Source organism: Bradyrhizobium sp. Kon37, assembly GCF_055807535.1.
In genome coordinates this window covers 1-16,019 of record NZ_JBVVOY010000011.1, presented here as the reverse complement: position 1 = coordinate 16,019, position 16,019 = coordinate 1, and the positions used below count along the sequence as shown (strand labels likewise).

Annotated in this window: 17 protein-coding genes; 13 read left to right on the top strand and 4 right to left on the bottom strand. The window is 63.6% G+C overall.

Going from position 1 to position 16,019, the window contains the following annotated elements; translation table 11 throughout:
* Positions 1-26: 26 nt before the first annotated feature.
* The 3 genes from AC0L3J_RS20820 to AC0L3J_RS20810 form a co-directional block, all read right to left on the bottom strand.
* The gene (locus tag AC0L3J_RS20820; RefSeq protein WP_026233616.1) at positions 27-251 is read right to left on the bottom strand and encodes a hypothetical protein; all 225 of its coding nucleotides are present in this window, start codon (positions 249-251) and stop codon (positions 27-29) included.
* A gap of 54 nt (positions 252-305) precedes the next feature.
* Positions 306-548 (bottom strand): hypothetical protein, encoded by a 243-nt coding sequence (locus tag AC0L3J_RS20815; protein ID WP_007593322.1) that lies wholly within the window; start codon positions 546-548, stop codon positions 306-308.
* A 98-nt stretch (positions 549-646) separates the two neighbouring features.
* Entirely contained in the window at positions 647-856 is a 210-nt protein-coding gene (locus tag AC0L3J_RS20810) for a cold-shock protein (protein WP_007593324.1), read from the bottom strand.
* Positions 857-1,438: 582 nt separating this feature from the next.
* On the opposite strand from AC0L3J_RS20810, the gene pcaB reads away from it, so the two are divergent.
* From pcaB to AC0L3J_RS20795, 3 genes are all read left to right on the top strand, one after another.
* Positions 1,439-2,818 (top strand): 3-carboxy-cis,cis-muconate cycloisomerase, encoded by a 1,380-nt coding sequence (gene pcaB / locus AC0L3J_RS20805; RefSeq protein ID WP_456765113.1) that lies wholly within the window; start codon positions 1,439-1,441, stop codon positions 2,816-2,818.
* Between the two features lie 6 nt (positions 2,819-2,824).
* Positions 2,825-3,814: a Bug family tripartite tricarboxylate transporter substrate binding protein gene (locus tag AC0L3J_RS20800; RefSeq protein WP_456765114.1), complete on the top strand. Its 990-nt coding sequence runs from the start codon at positions 2,825-2,827 to the stop codon at positions 3,812-3,814.
* Between the two features lie 263 nt (positions 3,815-4,077).
* Positions 4,078-4,521: an SRPBCC family protein gene (locus tag AC0L3J_RS20795; RefSeq protein WP_456765115.1), complete on the top strand. Its 444-nt coding sequence runs from the start codon at positions 4,078-4,080 to the stop codon at positions 4,519-4,521.
* Positions 4,522-4,560: 39 nt separating this feature from the next.
* Here AC0L3J_RS20795 and AC0L3J_RS20790 read toward each other — a convergent pair whose 3' ends face one another.
* Complete coding sequence (locus tag AC0L3J_RS20790; RefSeq protein ID WP_456765116.1) at positions 4,561-5,892, bottom strand: Hsp70 family protein; 1,332 nt, start codon at positions 5,890-5,892, stop codon at positions 4,561-4,563.
* A 278-nt stretch (positions 5,893-6,170) separates the two neighbouring features.
* Between AC0L3J_RS20790 and AC0L3J_RS20785 the strand changes: the two genes are divergently transcribed.
* The 10 genes from AC0L3J_RS20785 to AC0L3J_RS20740 all read left to right on the top strand — a co-directional run bounded on the left by AC0L3J_RS20785 (position 6,171) and on the right by AC0L3J_RS20740 (position 15,496).
* Complete coding sequence (locus tag AC0L3J_RS20785; protein WP_007608347.1) at positions 6,171-6,308, top strand: hypothetical protein; 138 nt, start codon at positions 6,171-6,173, stop codon at positions 6,306-6,308.
* A gap of 251 nt (positions 6,309-6,559) precedes the next feature.
* Positions 6,560-7,846 carry an oxalate/formate MFS antiporter gene (gene oxlT / locus AC0L3J_RS20780; RefSeq protein WP_211394180.1) on the top strand — a complete coding sequence of 429 codons (1,287 nt, stop codon included), beginning with the start codon at positions 6,560-6,562 and terminating at the stop codon, positions 7,844-7,846.
* A gap of 259 nt (positions 7,847-8,105) precedes the next feature.
* Positions 8,106-9,428: an oxalate/formate MFS antiporter gene (gene oxlT / locus AC0L3J_RS20775; RefSeq protein WP_007608345.1), complete on the top strand. Its 1,323-nt coding sequence runs from the start codon at positions 8,106-8,108 to the stop codon at positions 9,426-9,428.
* 176 nt (positions 9,429-9,604) lie between these two features.
* Entirely contained in the window at positions 9,605-10,030 is a 426-nt protein-coding gene (locus AC0L3J_RS20770; protein WP_027569141.1) for a CBS domain-containing protein, read from the top strand.
* A 104-nt stretch (positions 10,031-10,134) separates the two neighbouring features.
* Positions 10,135-11,154: a 2-dehydropantoate 2-reductase gene (locus AC0L3J_RS20765; protein WP_456765117.1), complete on the top strand. Its 1,020-nt coding sequence runs from the start codon at positions 10,135-10,137 to the stop codon at positions 11,152-11,154.
* Complete coding sequence (locus tag AC0L3J_RS20760) at positions 11,154-11,939, top strand: fumarylacetoacetate hydrolase family protein (RefSeq protein ID WP_456765118.1); 786 nt, start codon at positions 11,154-11,156, stop codon at positions 11,937-11,939. The genes AC0L3J_RS20765 and AC0L3J_RS20760 overlap by 1 nt, the downstream gene beginning before the upstream one ends.
* 280 nt (positions 11,940-12,219) lie before the next feature.
* Positions 12,220-13,626, top strand: a complete 1,407-nt coding sequence (locus AC0L3J_RS20755; RefSeq protein WP_456765119.1) for a hypothetical protein — start codon at positions 12,220-12,222, stop codon at positions 13,624-13,626.
* Between the two features lie 19 nt (positions 13,627-13,645).
* Complete coding sequence (locus AC0L3J_RS20750; protein ID WP_456765120.1) at positions 13,646-14,404, top strand: hypothetical protein; 759 nt, start codon at positions 13,646-13,648, stop codon at positions 14,402-14,404.
* 171 nt (positions 14,405-14,575) lie between these two features.
* On the top strand, positions 14,576-14,776 hold the full coding sequence (locus AC0L3J_RS20745) for a hypothetical protein (protein WP_456765121.1): 201 nt from the start codon (positions 14,576-14,578) through the stop codon (positions 14,774-14,776).
* Between the two features lie 69 nt (positions 14,777-14,845).
* Positions 14,846-15,496: a hypothetical protein gene (locus AC0L3J_RS20740; RefSeq protein WP_456765122.1), complete on the top strand. Its 651-nt coding sequence runs from the start codon at positions 14,846-14,848 to the stop codon at positions 15,494-15,496.
* Positions 15,497-16,019 lie beyond the last annotated feature (523 nt).

Here is a 16,019-nt window from a genome sequence, read left to right as displayed (position 1 = left end):
GCGCGGCACTGAAATCTGCGCCTGCCCTACAGCATCGATAGCACGACGATTCCGTCTTCGACTGCACCAGAAGCGAGCTGCGCCCGCGCCATGCGCTCGAACTCGGTTCGGTTCTTGCGAAGATAACTAAAAGCCTGCTTCTGCGTCAGGAACGTCGTCGCAAGACGGCACATCTGTCGTCCCGCGCCAAGCGCGAGAAAGAAGGTGATGGTGCCACCGCCATCCGACTTGATTCTAGGCACGACCCGCACTCTTTGGCATGTGATCGGCCCTCTCCCAATTGTCGTCGGTGCAATGGAAGCCAGCTATGGCGTCACCTTCTTCTTGCGCTTCGTCGGGGTGGCGGCGGGCAATGATGCCTGAAGGGCGGCGTCTGCCGCTTCCTTGGCTTCGCGCAGCTCTCGAAGCCGCGCCATGTTCTTGCGAACATCGACGGCTTGCTTTCCAACATCCACCATCGCCCGAGCGCCTTCCTCTGCGGCCAAACGCTGACGGTTAGTACGCGCGATGCTTTCGGGTGACGGTTCGGCCGGTCTCTTGGCGCTCATTATTCACCCTGCTCTGCAACGGACAAAAACCCGCTCAATCCTGGGATCGAGCGGGTGGCATGGCCGTTTCAGCACATCCGTGAAACGGCACCAAGGCTTTAGGCCAGCGAGAGATTCTCAGCGCTGACCTTGCCCCGCATCTTGTCGGTCTTGAGCTCGAAGTTGACCTTTTGGCCTTCAGCGAGACCTGCAAGACCAGCCCGCTCGACCGCGCTGATGTGAACGAACACATCGTTGCCGCCGTCGTTCGGCTGAATGAATCCAAAGCCCTTCTGGCCGTTAAACCACTTCACAGTACCTGTCGTCATTTTCTTCTCCAAAGCGCATACGCGCAGGTTCCGCGTGCTCGTCACGCAGAACAAATTCTATTCGTCGATGTCTATGGAAAAGGAGCCCGCGGGCGCATTCAACAAGGCACAGCGGCTGAACGAACAGCCTCAACGTATACCACATCCTCGCTATTTGCAAGGCTTGGCATTTGCCCGATTCGACGTCTCAGGAGCTCGGCGGTAGGTACAGGACGCTTCCGTCGGAGAAGCTCGCGTTAGCGGCTCTGATCTTCTCGGCGACGATCTGCAACCCGACATGAGCGCGCTTGGCCATATCCGAATTCCGGCGCGCTCGACGGCGTTCTCCAATTCAGAACGCATGTATCGCAATAATGCATTTTTACAAAACGAGGGGGTAACCTAGGCTTGATCGATGCCAAGCCGTACGGCGCGCAATGGAGCGCGACGACGGAGGGACCGATACCGACCGATGCGGCTATTTTTTACTCAGACGTCGCCATACGCCCGCAAGGTAAGAGTCGCCATTCATGAGCTCGGATTGAGGCTTGCCGACTGGTTTGAACGCGCGCGCGTTCGCTCATCCATGATCGCGACACGGCCATGCTGAGTTTCGAGCCCGGAACGGTCCTCAGCAGCCGTCACCTCGCCGATATTTTCAGCACCGCCCCCATGCGCACTATTTTCGGTGAGCGCAATTCGCTTGAGTCCATGCTTCTGGTCGAGGTCGCGCTGGCCAAGGTTCAAGGGCAGCTTGGCGTGATTCCTGCCGAGGCTGCTGCTGCGATCGCCTCCGCTGCACGCGCTGAACTACTCGATCTCGACGAATTGGCCGCGGGCACTTTGCGCGCTGGTTTGCCTGTCGTGAATCTGGTCGAGCAGCTGATCCGGCTCACCGGCAAACCCCATGGCGAATTCGTCCATTGGGGTGCCACGAGTCAGGACATCATGGACACCGCGCTCGTGATGCAGATGCGCGACGCGCTCGAGCTCATCCACCGCGATCTGGAGCGGCTGATATCGACGCTTGCGGATCTGGCGCGGACCCACCGCGATACGCCCATGGTCGGCAGGACCAAGCTTCAACACGCGATCCCGATCACCTTCGGGTTCAAGGTTTCCGTCTGGCTGTCGGGCCTACTGCGCCACAGGCAACGTCTCGCCGAACTCAAACCAAGAGTCCTCCAGGTCCAGTTCGGCGGTGCGGTCGGCACTTTCGCATCACTCGGCGATGATGGCGACAGCGTCCGCGCTGCGCTGGCCAGCGAGCTCGGACTCGGCGAGCCCCTGGTGGCATGGCACGCCGCGCGCGATGGTTTGGCCGAGACGGTTTGCCTGCTTGGGCTGATCTCGGCGACCCTGAGCAAGATCGCGACCGATGTCGTCTTGATGGCGCAGACTGAGGTCGGCGAACTGCTGGAGCCAGGCGGTCAGGGCCATGGCGCGTCCAGCACCATGCCGCACAAGCGTAACCCGATCATCTGCGAGCAAATTCTCAGCACCGGACCGTCGCTGCGCCGGCTCGCAAGCGCCATGCTCGACGCTTCGGTCCACGACCACGAGCGGGCGACGGGACCGTGGCAAGCCGAATGGTTGCTGCTGCCGGAAGCGTTCGCGTTGGTCTCCCGGGCCATGGATAACGCTGTTCGCCTCTGCAGCGGACTGGTCGTCAGGCCCGATGTGATGCAGGCCAATCTCGGGCGGACGCAGGGTCTCATCGCCGCCGAGGCCGTCATGATGGCGCTGGCTCCGCACGTCGGGCGCCATCATGCGCACGAAATGGTGAGTGCGGCATGCACGCACGCCATCGCCTCGGGGCTGACACTAGCCCAGAGCCTTTCGCGCGATCCGGCCGTGACGGCCCACATCGCGCCCCATGAGATCGAGGCGGCTGCGGATCCGGCCCGATACATCGGCCTGTCCGGCCGTGAGGTCGATCGTGTTCTCGCGGCGGTGCAAGGCGACGCCATTGATGCGGAGTGAGGCCATATGATTTTGAAGCGCAAGCGCATGGGCCTCGTCGCAGCTGCGGTGCTGACAATGTTGAATGCGGCACAGGCCGAGTCGCCGTTCCCGTCACGGCCAATCACGTTGATCGTCCCGTTCGCGGCTGGCGGCCCCAACGACGTGATGAGCCGGATCGTGTCCGAACACATGGCGCGAAAACTTGGGCAGCCGATCATTGTCGAGAACGTCGCCGGGGCGGGCGGCACGACCGGCTCAACGCGCGTCGCGAAAAGCGCGCCCGACGGTTATACGCTCGTCAGCGGTCACGTCGGGACGCATGCTGCATCGGTCGCGCTGTATCCGAATCTCCGTTACGATCCGCTGGTTGATTTCACGCCGATCGGTCTGGTCGCGGAAACGCCGATCCTGGTCGTCGCTCGCCGCGACCTCGGCGCCGAAAGCATGGCGTCGTTCATCGCGATCGCCAAGGCGCGTGGCCCGGACCTCACCTTGGGCCATGCGGGTGTCGGTTCGATCAGCCACATCAGCTGTCTGCTGTTCACCTCCGTGATCGGATTCAAGCCGGTGGAGGTGCCATATCGCGGATCAGCGCTGGCGATGACCGACCTGATCGCGGGCCGCAGCGACTTCAGCTGTGGACTATTGGGCGACGTTCTTCCCTTCCTGGGTGACAACAATCTGCGTTTTCTGACCGTTTCGGCGCCCGCACGGGTTCCGCAACTGCCGGACACGCCGACGGCGAGGGAAGCAGGACTTCCACAGTTTGTCGCATCGAGCTGGTTCGCGTTCTACCTGCCGAAAGGCGCTCCCGACGCCATTCGCGACCGCTTCTCGGATGCGCTTCGCGCAGCGCTCGACGATGACGGCGTGCGGAGACGGCTCGAACTGGTAGGCTTGATCCTGCCACCGCCGGACCAGCGAGGCCCCGAACCGCTCAAGCGGCGGATGACCGAAGAGATCGCGCGCTGGCAGGACATTGTCAAAGCCGCGCAGATTCGGCTCGATCAATAAGTGCAACCGATGCAGTCGAGCGCGTGATCGCCCGCCAGCTTTCGCCGTCGCGCCTCACGCCGCAGGCCGACGGAACAATCCGACGATCCGCTGTTACAAAGCTGGCATTCACCATGACGCCGCAGGACGTGGCGGCAGTCTGCCCCTCATCCATCAAAAAATTCGAAACGCCCTGTCGGATCGGGGGTATCTCGTCCGTCATCTAGACATGAACGGGCAATAGACGCTGACGTCGAGCCCGGCGATTCATGAGGAAAATGATCATGCCCAGCACTGTCCGCCTGCACCGCGTTCTCACGACCAGCCCGGAGAAAGTCTATCGCGCCTTCCTGGAGGCGGATGCGCTGGCGAAATGGCTTCCGCCGAACGGCTTCACCTGCACCGTCCATCATTTCGAGCCGAAGGTCGGGGGCACGTTCAAGATGTCGTTCCGCAACTTCACGACGGGCAACAACCACGCCTTCGGCGGCGAATATCTCGAGCTCGTCCCCGGCGAACGTCTCCGCTACACCGACAGGTTCGACGACCCCAATCTGCCGGGCGAGATCCAGGTCACCGTGATCCTGAAGAAAGTATCCGTCGGCACCGAGCTGGATATCACGCAGGCCGGCATCCCCGACGTCATCCCGCCGGAGGCTTGCTATCTCGGCTGGCAGGAATCGCTGCGCAATCTGGCGAAGCTCGTCGAGCCTGAGATCAAGCAATAGCGACCGGACGGGATTTAGGGGCGGCCGCGTGACCGTAGGCTACGGTCCTGCCTTCGGCGCAATCCCGCCGCTTGCGGTCCAGCGGTCGGGATCCGGGCTATGTCCGATCAACGCAAGGCCATAGGCGATCGACTCGAACTGGTCGCCTGACATCAGCCGTTCGTTGCCGAACCGCTCGGCGAACAGCTTTCGAACGGCGGGCACGAAGGACGTGCCGCCGGTCAAGAACACCTTCTCGATCTCGCGCGCGGTAATGCCGGCTTCGCCAAGCACCTTGTCGACGGTAGCCCCGAGCCTCGCGATGTCGTCGGCAATCCAGGCTTCGAAATTCTTCCGCGTGATGGTCGAGCCGATGTCGACGCCGCCGCCTTTGAAGCGGAACTCCACCTGATCCTGCGCCGACAGTGCGACCTTGGCGTCGGACACCGCGCGGTACAACGAAAAGCCGAGGTCGAGATCGACGATGGTGATGAAATCCTCGAGCAGAGCCGGCTTCACCGCGGTGCGCGCAAGCTCCCTGAGTTCGCGCAGGTCGCCGTTGCTCTTCATCATCGCGAGCTGATGCCAGCGCGCGAGGTTGGTGTAGTGGCCCGTGGGGATCGGCAGCACCTTGTCGAACGAGCGGAAGCTCGAGCCCTTGCCCAGCCGCGGCGAGACGACGTGATCGACGATGCGGTAATCGAACGTGTCGCCCGCAATCCCGATGCCGGCATGGCCGAGCGGCTCGGCGCGCAAGGCGCCGCCGGCACGCGAGAACCGCATCACCGAGAAATCGCTGGTGCCGCCGCCGAAATCCGCGACCAGTACGGTCGCATCGCGCTCCAGCCGGCGGGCGAAGGAGAACGCGGCTCCGACAGGCTCGTAGACGTAGCGGGCGTGGCCGGCCCCAAGGCGCTCGAACGCGGCGCGGTAGCGCTGCATCGCCAGCGCTTCGTCGGGATTGCCGCCGGCGAAGCGGACGGGGCGACCGACCGTGACGGTGGACGTCTCGAAGCCGAATTTATCGCCGCCATGGCGCGCCAGCGTCCGCAGGAACGCCGCCAAAATATCCTCGAACTTGTAGCGCTGCCGGAACACCTGGGTGGTGTTGAAGCTGGAGCTCGCGGCGAAGGTCTTGAACGATTGGAGGAAGCGGTAGACATGGCGGCCTTCGAGGAACTGCTCGATCGCCCACGGGCCGCCTTCGGCCTGGGCGCCGGCGCCCGGCCGGTCCTCCCAGAAGCACAGCGCCGACACGAAGACGCTGTGGCGCTGTCCGCCATGGTCGAAGCGGATGGCCTCAACCCGGCGGTCGTCCGCCGCAAGGGCCACGACCGTGTTGCTGGTCCCAAAATCGATGCCGATCGAGACGGCGGGCGAGGCGCTCGACATGAACCACTCTGACAGATGATTGGAAGGGGCAGACCACTAACGGCTTCGTGCCCCGCTGCCAAGGCTCCGTTTGTGGACATCGACGGTCAAATGGTTCAGTTTCGGCCGGTTTTGGGCATATCCCGCTCAAATCGGCCCATTTAACGGATCATTATGCTGCAATGCGAAGAGCTAAATGCTGCTATGCAATGGCATGCATAGACATTGGCATCTGGTATACATAAATTCCCTTTCGAAATGAGACAGCACTACTGACCGTCTCAAGAAAGGGATTTCCGATGTCCAAGACCGCTTCCGTCGCTCTCGCGCCCTCCTCCTCGCTGTTCGCCCGCCTGATGGCCACGATCGACCGCCTCCTGATGGCGAGCGCCAAGATCTCGAATCACAACGGCGACCTGCCGCGCTTCGGCCTGTAGGCCGGGCAGCCTCCCGCGCCTGCGCGCGCAGCGGGAGACGGTTTTAGATCAGTCCGCATACGACTTTTGATGAATGGCCCCGGATGACGGGGCCATTTCTACTTGTGCTGTCCTGAGTCACAGCCGCAACCGGGCAAGGTCCTGCGGCATTTGCGCACGGTGACCGGACCAGCGCTTGAAGCTTGGCATAATGCATACAAGAATGCCGTTCCAGCGCTCGCAGAAAAATGAGAGGCGCCACGGGAGGCTTTATGACGGACATGGTGCAAGCAACCGCCCCGACAGCCGCGCGCGTTAGCGACACGTATCGCTGGGCGCAATTGGCAGTCGGTGTCGCGGCGATGGTGATGATCGCCAACTATCAATACGGCTGGACGTTCTTCGTCCCCGACATTCAGAAGAAGTTCGGCTGGGATCGTGCGTCGATCCAATGGGCCTTTACGCTGTTCGTGCTGTTCGAGACCTGGCTCGTGCCGATCGAAGGATGGTTCGTCGACAAATACGGTCCGCGCCTCGTCGTCCTGGTCGGCGGCGTGCTCTGCGCCGCCGGCTGGGCGATCAACGCGCAGGCGACCACGCTCAACGGCTACTATCTCGGCATGATCATCGCGGGCATCGGCGCCGGCGGCGTCTACGGCACCTGCGTCGGCAACGCGCTGAAGTGGTTTCCGGATAAGCGCGGTCTTGCCGCGGGCATCACGGCCGCGGGCTTCGGTGCAGGCTCCGCGCTGACCGTCGCGCCGATCCAGGCCATGATCAAGGACAGCGGTTTCCAGACCACCTTCCTCTATTTCGGCCTCGGACAAGGCATCATCATCTGCATTCTCGCCTTCTTCCTGCTCGCGCCGAAAGCAGGTCAGGTGCCGAACGCGGTCGTGAACGCCAATCTGCAGCAGACCCGCCGCAACTATCAGCCGACCGAAGTGCTGCGTCAGCCGATCTTCTGGCTGATGTACTTCATGTTCGTGATCGTCGGTGCCGGCGGCCTGATGGTGACGGCCAATCTGAAGCCGATCGCGGCCGACTGGAAGATCGACAACGTGCCGGTCACGCTGATGGCGGTGACAATGACCGCGGTGACCTTCGCGGCCACGATCGACCGCGTGCTCAACGGCCTGACGCGTCCGTTCTTCGGCTGGATCTCCGACATGATCGGCCGCGAGAACACGATGTTCATCGCCTTCGGCATGGAAGGTATTGGCATCTGGATGCTCTACCTCTGGGGCCACGATCCGCTCTGGTTCGTGCTGCTCTCGGGCTTCGTGTTCTTCGCCTGGGGTGAGATCTACTCGCTGTTCCCCTCGACCTGCACCGACACGTTCGGCGCCAAGTTCGCGACCACCAATGCCGGCCTGCTCTACACCGCGAAGGGTACGGCCGCGCTGCTGGTCCCGATCGGCAACTACATGCAGCAATCGTCGGGCAGTTGGGACAACGTGTTCATCATCGCGGCCGGCGCCAACATCCTGGCCTCGGCGCTGGCGATCGCGGTGCTCAAGCCCTGGCGCAAGGTGGTGGTCGCGCAATCGACCGTCTGACGCACTCCAAAAGCGCCTTCTCGTGCAAAACGCCCGGCCTCGCGGCCGGGCGTTTTCGTTGTGCGCGAAGTTTTCACGAGTCCGCCGTTCCCAAGCGGAACCCCGCATATTTTGTCAGTGGCGCGCCAAGATAGGGCTTGCAATCTGGAATATGGTATACCAAGCTCGCCACCGCGCTTGCGACGATACGCCACAATATTGCGACATCAGGTCATCTTGCGACCGGTGTCGAAACAGACAGGCGCTTGGGAGGTTCTTGATGATTTCCAGCACCGATGGCGCTGTCACGGCCGCGCCTCTCCGCACAGGTTTCCGTTGGCTCCAGCTGGTCATGGGCATCGTCTGCATGGCGATGATCGCCAACCTGCAATATGGCTGGACGTTGTTCGTCGATCCGATCGATCACGCGCACCATTGGGGACGCGCCGCGATCCAGCTCGCTTTCACCATCTTCGTCGTCACCGAAACCTGGCTGGTGCCGATCGAGGCCTGGTTCGTCGACAAATACGGCCCGCGCATCGTCATCATGTTCGGCGGCGTCATGATCGCGCTGTCCTGGATTCTCAATTCCTACGCCGATAGCCTCACCTTGCTCTACGCGGCCGCGATCATCGGCGGCATGGGCGCGGGCGCGGTGTACGGCACCTGCGTCGGCAACGCGCTGAAATGGTTTCCCGATCGCCGGGGCCTTGCCGCCGGTGCGACCGCCGCCGGCTTCGGCGCAGGCGCTGCACTCACCGTCGTGCCGATCGCGACCATGATCGCGACGAGCGGCTATCAGCACGCGTTTCTCACCTTCGGCATCGGCCAGGGCGTGATCGTCTTCGTGCTCGCCTTCTTCATCCAGCCGCCGCGGATCTCGATCCCGCCGAAGAAGAAGCAGCTCAATCTGCCGCAGACCAAGATCGACTTCACCCCGCCCCAGGTGCTGCGCGCCCCTATTTTCTGGGTCATGTATCTCGTTTTCGTCATGGTCGCCTCCGGGGGCCTGATGACCGCGGCGCAGATCGCTCCGATCGCGCACGACTTCAAGATCGCCGACACGCCGGTCACGCTTGCCGGCTTCCAGATGGCGGCATTGACGTTCGCGATCTCGCTCGACCGCATCTTCGACGGTTTCGGACGGCCCTTCTTCGGCTTCGTCTCCGACACGATCGGCCGCGAACACACCATGTTCATCGCCTTCGGCACCGCCGCGCTGATGCTGCTGACGCTGTCGGCCTATGGCCACGTGCCCGTCGTCTTCGTGCTCGCCACCGCGGTCTATTTCGGCGTGTTCGGCGAGATCTACTCGCTGTTCCCCGCGACCTGCGGCGATACCTTCGGCTCGAAGTTCGCAACCACCAACAACGGCATGCTCTACACGGCGAAGGGGACGGCGTCCCTGCTCGTTCCGCTCGCGAGCGTGATCTCGGCCACCTATGGCTGGAAGGCCGTGTTCGTGGTCGCGGTGGCGCTGAACGCGACGGCGGCCCTGATGGCACTGTTCGTGATCAAGCCGATGCGCCGCTCCTTCATTCTCGGCAAGGAAGCCGAGAGCGCCAACGCCGCGACGGGGAACGCCAAGACCGAGACGGCATAACGAACCCGCACCTTGCACGGGTGAGACAGGGGCGCAGCGATGCGCCCCTTTCTTTTTGGCTCACGACAAATGTCAGCATTGCTGCCGCAAGAATTTTCGGATCAGCCAAACCGAATGCTTGACGATTGGCATTATGTATACCACACTCGCCTCATCATTCACCCAGGGAGGTTGCAATGCTGGTCGGAGACATTCTGCGCAAGAAGACACCGCGCGTTGTCACGGTGCGAATGAACGAAACGGTGGGTATCGCCGCCAAGCTGATGCGCGCCAACAATATCAGCGCACTGGTCGTGAAGGACGTGGTCCGCTCCGAGGGCAATACCGCGGTCGGCATGTTCACCGAACGCGACGTCGTGCGCGCGGTTGCCGAGCACGGCGCCAATGCCGTCAACGTCAAGGTCTCGCAGCTCGTCTCGGTGCAGCAACTCGTGTCCTGCACCTCGAGCGACACGATCGAGCACGTCCGCCATCTGATGAACCGGAATCACATCCGGCACCTGCCTGTCATCGACGATTACAGCCTCGTCTCGGTCATCAGCATGCGCGACATCGCGGCCGTCATCGACGAAGCACTCAACGGCACGCCGCAAGCAGCTTAAAGCGCCTCACTTCCCCTGCGACTACCGGCCCCGGCTCGGACCCTTCCGAGCCGGACCGGATCTTTCGTCCCGAAATCCGGCTTCCGCTGCTCCGCGAGGATTCCATGAAGATCTGCATCTACGGCGCCGGCGCAATCGGCGGATATCTCGGGGTTCAGCTCGCGCGCGCGGGCGCCGACGTCAGCCTGGTCGCACGCGGCGCGCACCTTGCCGCGATGCGCGAGCGCGGCCTGACGCTGCTCGCGGGCGAGGAGAAGCACACCGTGCATCCGCGCTGCACAGACAATCCGGCCGAGCTCGGCGTGCAGGACTACATCATCATCACGCTGAAGGCGCACTCGATCACCGGCGTGATCGAGACAATGCAACCGCTGCTCGGACCCCACACCCGCATCGTCACCGCCGTCAACGGCATCCCCTATTGGTACTTCTACAAGCATGGCGGCCAATACGAGAATTCGACGCTGGAGAGCATCGACCCCGGCGGACGGCAGTGGCGCGAAATCGGCGCCGAGCGCGCCATCGGCTGCATCGTCTATCCCGCCACCGAGATCGAGGCGCCCGGCGTGATCCGTCACGTCTACGGCAACAATTTTCCGCTCGGCGAGCCCTCCGGCGAGACCACCCCGGACGTGCAACGCCTCGCCGATCTCTTCGTCGCAGCCGGGCTGAAAGCGCCGGTGCTCGACCGCATCCGCGACGAGATCTGGCTCAAGCTGTGGGGCAATGTCTGCTTCAACCCGATCAGCGCACTCACCCATGCAACACTCGACGTGATCTGCACCGATCCGGCCACCCGCGCGCTGTCGCGCGCGATCATGATGGAGACGCAAGGCATCGCCGAGACGTTCGGCGTCAAATTCCGCGTCGACGTCGAGCGCCGGATCGAAGGCGCCCGCAAGGTCGGCGCGCACAAGACCTCGATGCTCCAGGATCTCGAGCGCGGCCGCCCGATGGAGATCGACCCGCTCGTCACCGTCGTGCAGGAGATGGGCCGCCTCACCGGCATCGCCACTCCCGCGCTCGATTCAGTGCTGGCGATGGTGACCCAGCGCGCCCGCATCGCCGGTCTCTACGACGGCATCTCGACACGATCGGATCCGCGCGCACTGGCGGTGGCGTGATGGCTGGCGAGATCAAACAATGGCTCCGCTTCCGCAATAGCGGTGCGACCGGCTTCGGCACGCTGAATTCGTCAGGCATCAGCGTGCATGAGGGCGAGATGTTCGGCCGTCATGCCGCAACCGGCAAGACGCTGGCGCTGTCCGAGGTCGAGCTGCTCGCGCCCTGCGCGCCCAGCAAGATCGTCGCGCTCTGGAACAATTTTCACGCGCTCGCGGCCAAGCTCAGCCAGCCCGAGCCGCCGGAGCCGCTCTACCTCCTGAAGGCCACCACCAGCATTACGACGCCAGGCGCGGTGATCCGCCGTCCCTCTTATTACGACGGTAAGACCACGTATGAAGGCGAGCTCGGCATCGTCATCGGCAAGACCTGCGCCCGGGTGTCTCCGGCGGAGGCGGACAGCTTCATCTTCGGGTACACCTGCGTCAACGACATCACTGCCAACGACATCCTGACCAGCGATCCCACGTTCCCGCAATGGGCGCGGGCCAAGGGCATCGACGATTACGGCCCGTTCGGCCCCGTCATCGCCACCGGTCTCGATCCGGCAAAGCTGGTGGTCCGCACCATCCTCAACGGCGCGGAGCGGCAGAACTATCCGCTATCGGACATGATCTTCTCCGTGCAGGAGCTGGTCAGCAGGATCTCCCACGACATGACCCTGCTCCCCGGCGACCTCATTGCCGTCGGCACCTCGGTCGGCGTCGGCGTAATGAAAGAGCCGGTGAACATTGTGACCGTCGCGATCGACGGCATCGGCGAGCTGACCAACGAGTTTCGGCTGTAGCCACCAAAGCGGTGCGGTAGCCCGGATGGAGCGAAGCGAAATCCGGGGCCGGCCCTCAAGGCTTGCAGAACTCGGCTTGCGCTTCGCTCCATCCAAGCTACGGAACACTCCGTCCAACCTTGGACCCCCGGCACCCACCGCCCGTCCGCCGATCGGCTGACGCATTCAGCCGTGGATCGTGCGACCGGACCTATCCAGCAAGCCCCCGCCGCCCTTGATCTCGGTTCCGCTCTCCAATAGCAATTATGGCGATAATGTGTGCCGGCGTGAGGAAGTCACGATGTGGCTGTTTTTCCTGGTTGCCTGGTTTGTTCTCCTCACCGCCATCGGGATCTTCGCCCAGCAGGCGCTCGGTTACGATGTCGGCCACCTGCCTGCCTGGTTCGGAGGCCTGCCTGTCCCGCAGCGGTTTGCGACCGGCGCGATCCTGGCCCTGGCGCTGGCACTGATCGGCGCCTCCGCCTGGCGGCTCTCGCGCCAGGACCGGCGCCTCGACACATTGCGCGACCGCCTCAAGAAGACCCGCGAGGACGTCGTCGTCGCCCACGCCCTGCAGAACCACCTCGACGCCACCGTCCAGCACCTGATCGAGAGCGATCCCCGGGAGGCCGTCTCCGCCCTCCACGACAAGCTGGGCGAGACCGAGCAGCGCGCCCTGCTGCAGCGGGGCCGCAACGAATCCACCGACATGCACGACCAGCTCGCCGAAATCCGCCGCCGCCAGCAGGAGCTGCGCGACATGGTCGGCAAGGTCGCCGAGCAGCGCCGCGCGGTCGAGCCGGTTTTCACCGAGATCCGCGACCGCCAGAACCAGCTCGAACGCTCGCTGCACGACCTCGAGACCGACGACCGCAAGAACAATCTCGCCGACCGGCTCAAGGACATCGCGCGCGACGTAGCGACGCTGCTGTCGCGGGTCGGCACCGTCCAGGGCACCTTTGCGACCCTGAACCAGTACAAGGAAGATCTGGCGAAGTCCCACGCCGAGCTGGTGCCGCTGCGCGCGTCGGACGCCGGCCTCAATGCCTTGATTGGCGAGCTGGGCCTCAGTCATGAGCGCCTCGCCAAGAGCGTCGACGAGCTCGAAACCGGCGGCGAAGCGCCACTCGGCATCCGGGTCGAGACGCTGTCGAAGAACAAGATGGAGATCGAGCAGCGCCTGGCCCGCATCGACGACAGCTTCCACATCCTGAAAGGCATCGGGCTCGACTTCGAAGAGCTCGGCCAGCGCCAGGCCCAGCTCGAACGCTCACTCGCCGGTGTCGAGACCGACGCCGACGGAAAGACGCTTGCCGACCGCCAGAATGCGCTGAACGATTTTGTTCTCCAGTCGCGCCAGCGCCTCGGCGCGTTACAGGAGACGCTGGCGACGCTGAACGCCTTCAAGACGGAGCTGTCGAAGTCCCAGGCCGACCTCGTCCCGCTGAAGGCTCCCGTGTTCGGCATCGAGGCCCTGATCGCGGACGTCGGCACCACGCGCGACCTCCTCGCCAAAACCGTCGGCGAGATCGAGGCGAGCGGCGACGTCAGCCTCGCCTCGCGCGTCGACGCGCTGACCAAGAGCAAGCGCGAGGTCGAAGACCGCCTCGCCCGCATCTTCGACAATTTCAACGCGCTCGACGGCTTGCGAAAAGACATCGGCGGCATCTTCTCGACGATCCGGAACAGCCTGAACAAGATCGGGTGAAGGCACCCGATCCTTCGGGATGGTTCGAACCGCGATCCCGATCCGCGCGACCAATCCGGACATGCGCTTGATCCTCGGCCTCCTCTCCGCCCTGCTCGGCGCGCTCGCCGGCTGGTCCGCCCTTGCCGCACTGGTGATCGCGCTGGCCGGGCCAGACCGCGATGGCGGCATAGCCATGGGCGCCTTCTTCGACATCGGTCCGATCGGCGGTGTGGTTGGCCTGATCGCCGGCATCTGGCTGTTCGTGCGCTTCGGCCTGGTCCGGAATGCAACGCCACAGCCGCCCACGGAAACCTCCGACACTACGCCTCATCACACCACGCGGCTCTCTGCGCCCTTTGCTCTCACCGTACTGCTCATCGCGGCAATCCTTGGCTATTGGGGCTGGTACGAACTCATCCGCTCGCCCTATCTCAGTCACGGCTACATGACGCTCCACATCGAGTTTCGCCTTCCCGCCGGTATGACGCTGCCGGACAAGGCGGAGGATGTGCACATCGAGGTCGAGGAAGCGACAGGGTATGCCAATGCCGATTTGCCTCCGAACTGGCGCGCGCATGAAGGCGAGCACAAAGCGATCATTGCCTCCACGTCGTTGACGTACAAAACGCGTCACCGCGCCGTCAGCCTGACGCTTCCGGGTTCGCCGACGCAGAGCTGGCCGATCGATCTCCCCTCCGATCCTGATCCCACCCCTGGCTTTTCGCCCTGGCGCGTGGCGGGCGATGCGTCACCGGCGAAGATCGAGATGCATTTCCGCCTCAGCGCCGATCACTGACCAACGAGGGGCGCGAAGGCCAAACATTCAGACACATCACGTCTCCGCGCGCCCGGCAGATGCCGCCAACATGTCGCGCGGATGCCGCACTGTGGACGCATTCGGCCGCCCTTCTGTGGGGCGTGTCTGGGGGCACGGCGGTGCCGTGTTTGGACCAAACCTTCTAGGGGTATGACTGTGAAGAAGATTGTATTTGTCGTGGGTGCTACGCTTACTCTGGTGACGGCTGCGAATGCTGCGGATCTGCCGCGCCGCCAGCCCGTTCCCGTCTATTCCGAGCAGGCGCCGATCGGCAAGATGCCGATTGGCAAGAGCCCGGTTGGAAAGGCCCCGATCGGCAAGGCGCCCGGCCCCGTCGCGGCGCGCTACTGACGCGCAGCGAAATACGGGCAGAAGCAAGCGTAGACTCTGCGTGAGTGGCTGACAGTCGAGGGGCATAGCGTGACGAACAAACCTGATCGATCGGGACCCTGCATCCTTGCGGGATTCGCGCTCGCGGCCATGCTCGCGTGCACGACACCCTCCGCCTCGGCCCACGAAGCGAACAAGCGCGTTGCTGAGGCAAACGCGCTTGCCACGACCGACGCCGTATCACGGCCGGCGCCGCAAGCGACTAGGCGCGCGGTCGCGCGCGCGGAGAAAGGTCCGTACTACGTCGATTTCCGCGCCCGCACGGCCGCGAGCTGGGGCCACGCCTTCGTCTGGTACGGCAAGACCAGCGAGCGCGCCGTCGAGGTCGCGGGCCTGACGCCGTCCGGCGACACCTGGGCTTACGTGCTCGGCCACCTGACCTGGGTGCCGGCGGAGACCGGCGCAAGCTACGGCGATCTCGACCCGGACTACCTGACCGCAAACTACCGCGTCTATCTGAACGAAGCCGACGCCAAGCGCGTGTTTGCCTATATCAAGAAATTGCAGGCAAGCTCGCCGGTCTGGAATGCCGAGACCACCAATTGCACCGGCTTCATCGGCGACATCGCCGAGTACATGGGATTGAAGGTCCCCTACCGCTGGCAGCGGCCGGAAAACTTCGTCAACAGCCTCAAGGAAATGAACGGCGGCCGCCAGATGGTGCGGCTGTCGGCGGAGTAGAGCCCGCCAGGGCGCACCACGCGACGCCGTCATTGCGAGCGCAGCGAAGCAATCCAGAGTCCCTCCACGGGTAAAGTCTGGATTGCTTCGCTGCGCTCGCAATGACGATGCCGAAGCAATTGGGCACGATGGATTGGCGGAGTGCCCGTCGGGCAAAACACCCGCACAAATTTCCCACCCGCCTGTCAATCCCAGTTCGCCAAAATATTCCACTTTACCGAAATTCGGATTTGTCGTACGTACGCGATACCCTGACCCGGGACAAGGGGCGGATCGCGATCGTCACGAACCGCGGGTTGGGCAGCGATGGACGCGACGGCGTCGGGCGCGAGCGGCATTGCAGGGCGGCTTCGGCTGTGAGCAATGGCTTTCGTGCCTACGACACGATGCCGAAAGCGTCTTCGCATGGCTTCGGGTGTGAGCACACGCCAGCTCCCGAAGGCCCAGCGAGGACGTGCGCGGACGAACAAGTCGTGTGGTCCTGACGCCCGGGGTCTGTGCGTCAAGTCCTGCGGTGATGTGG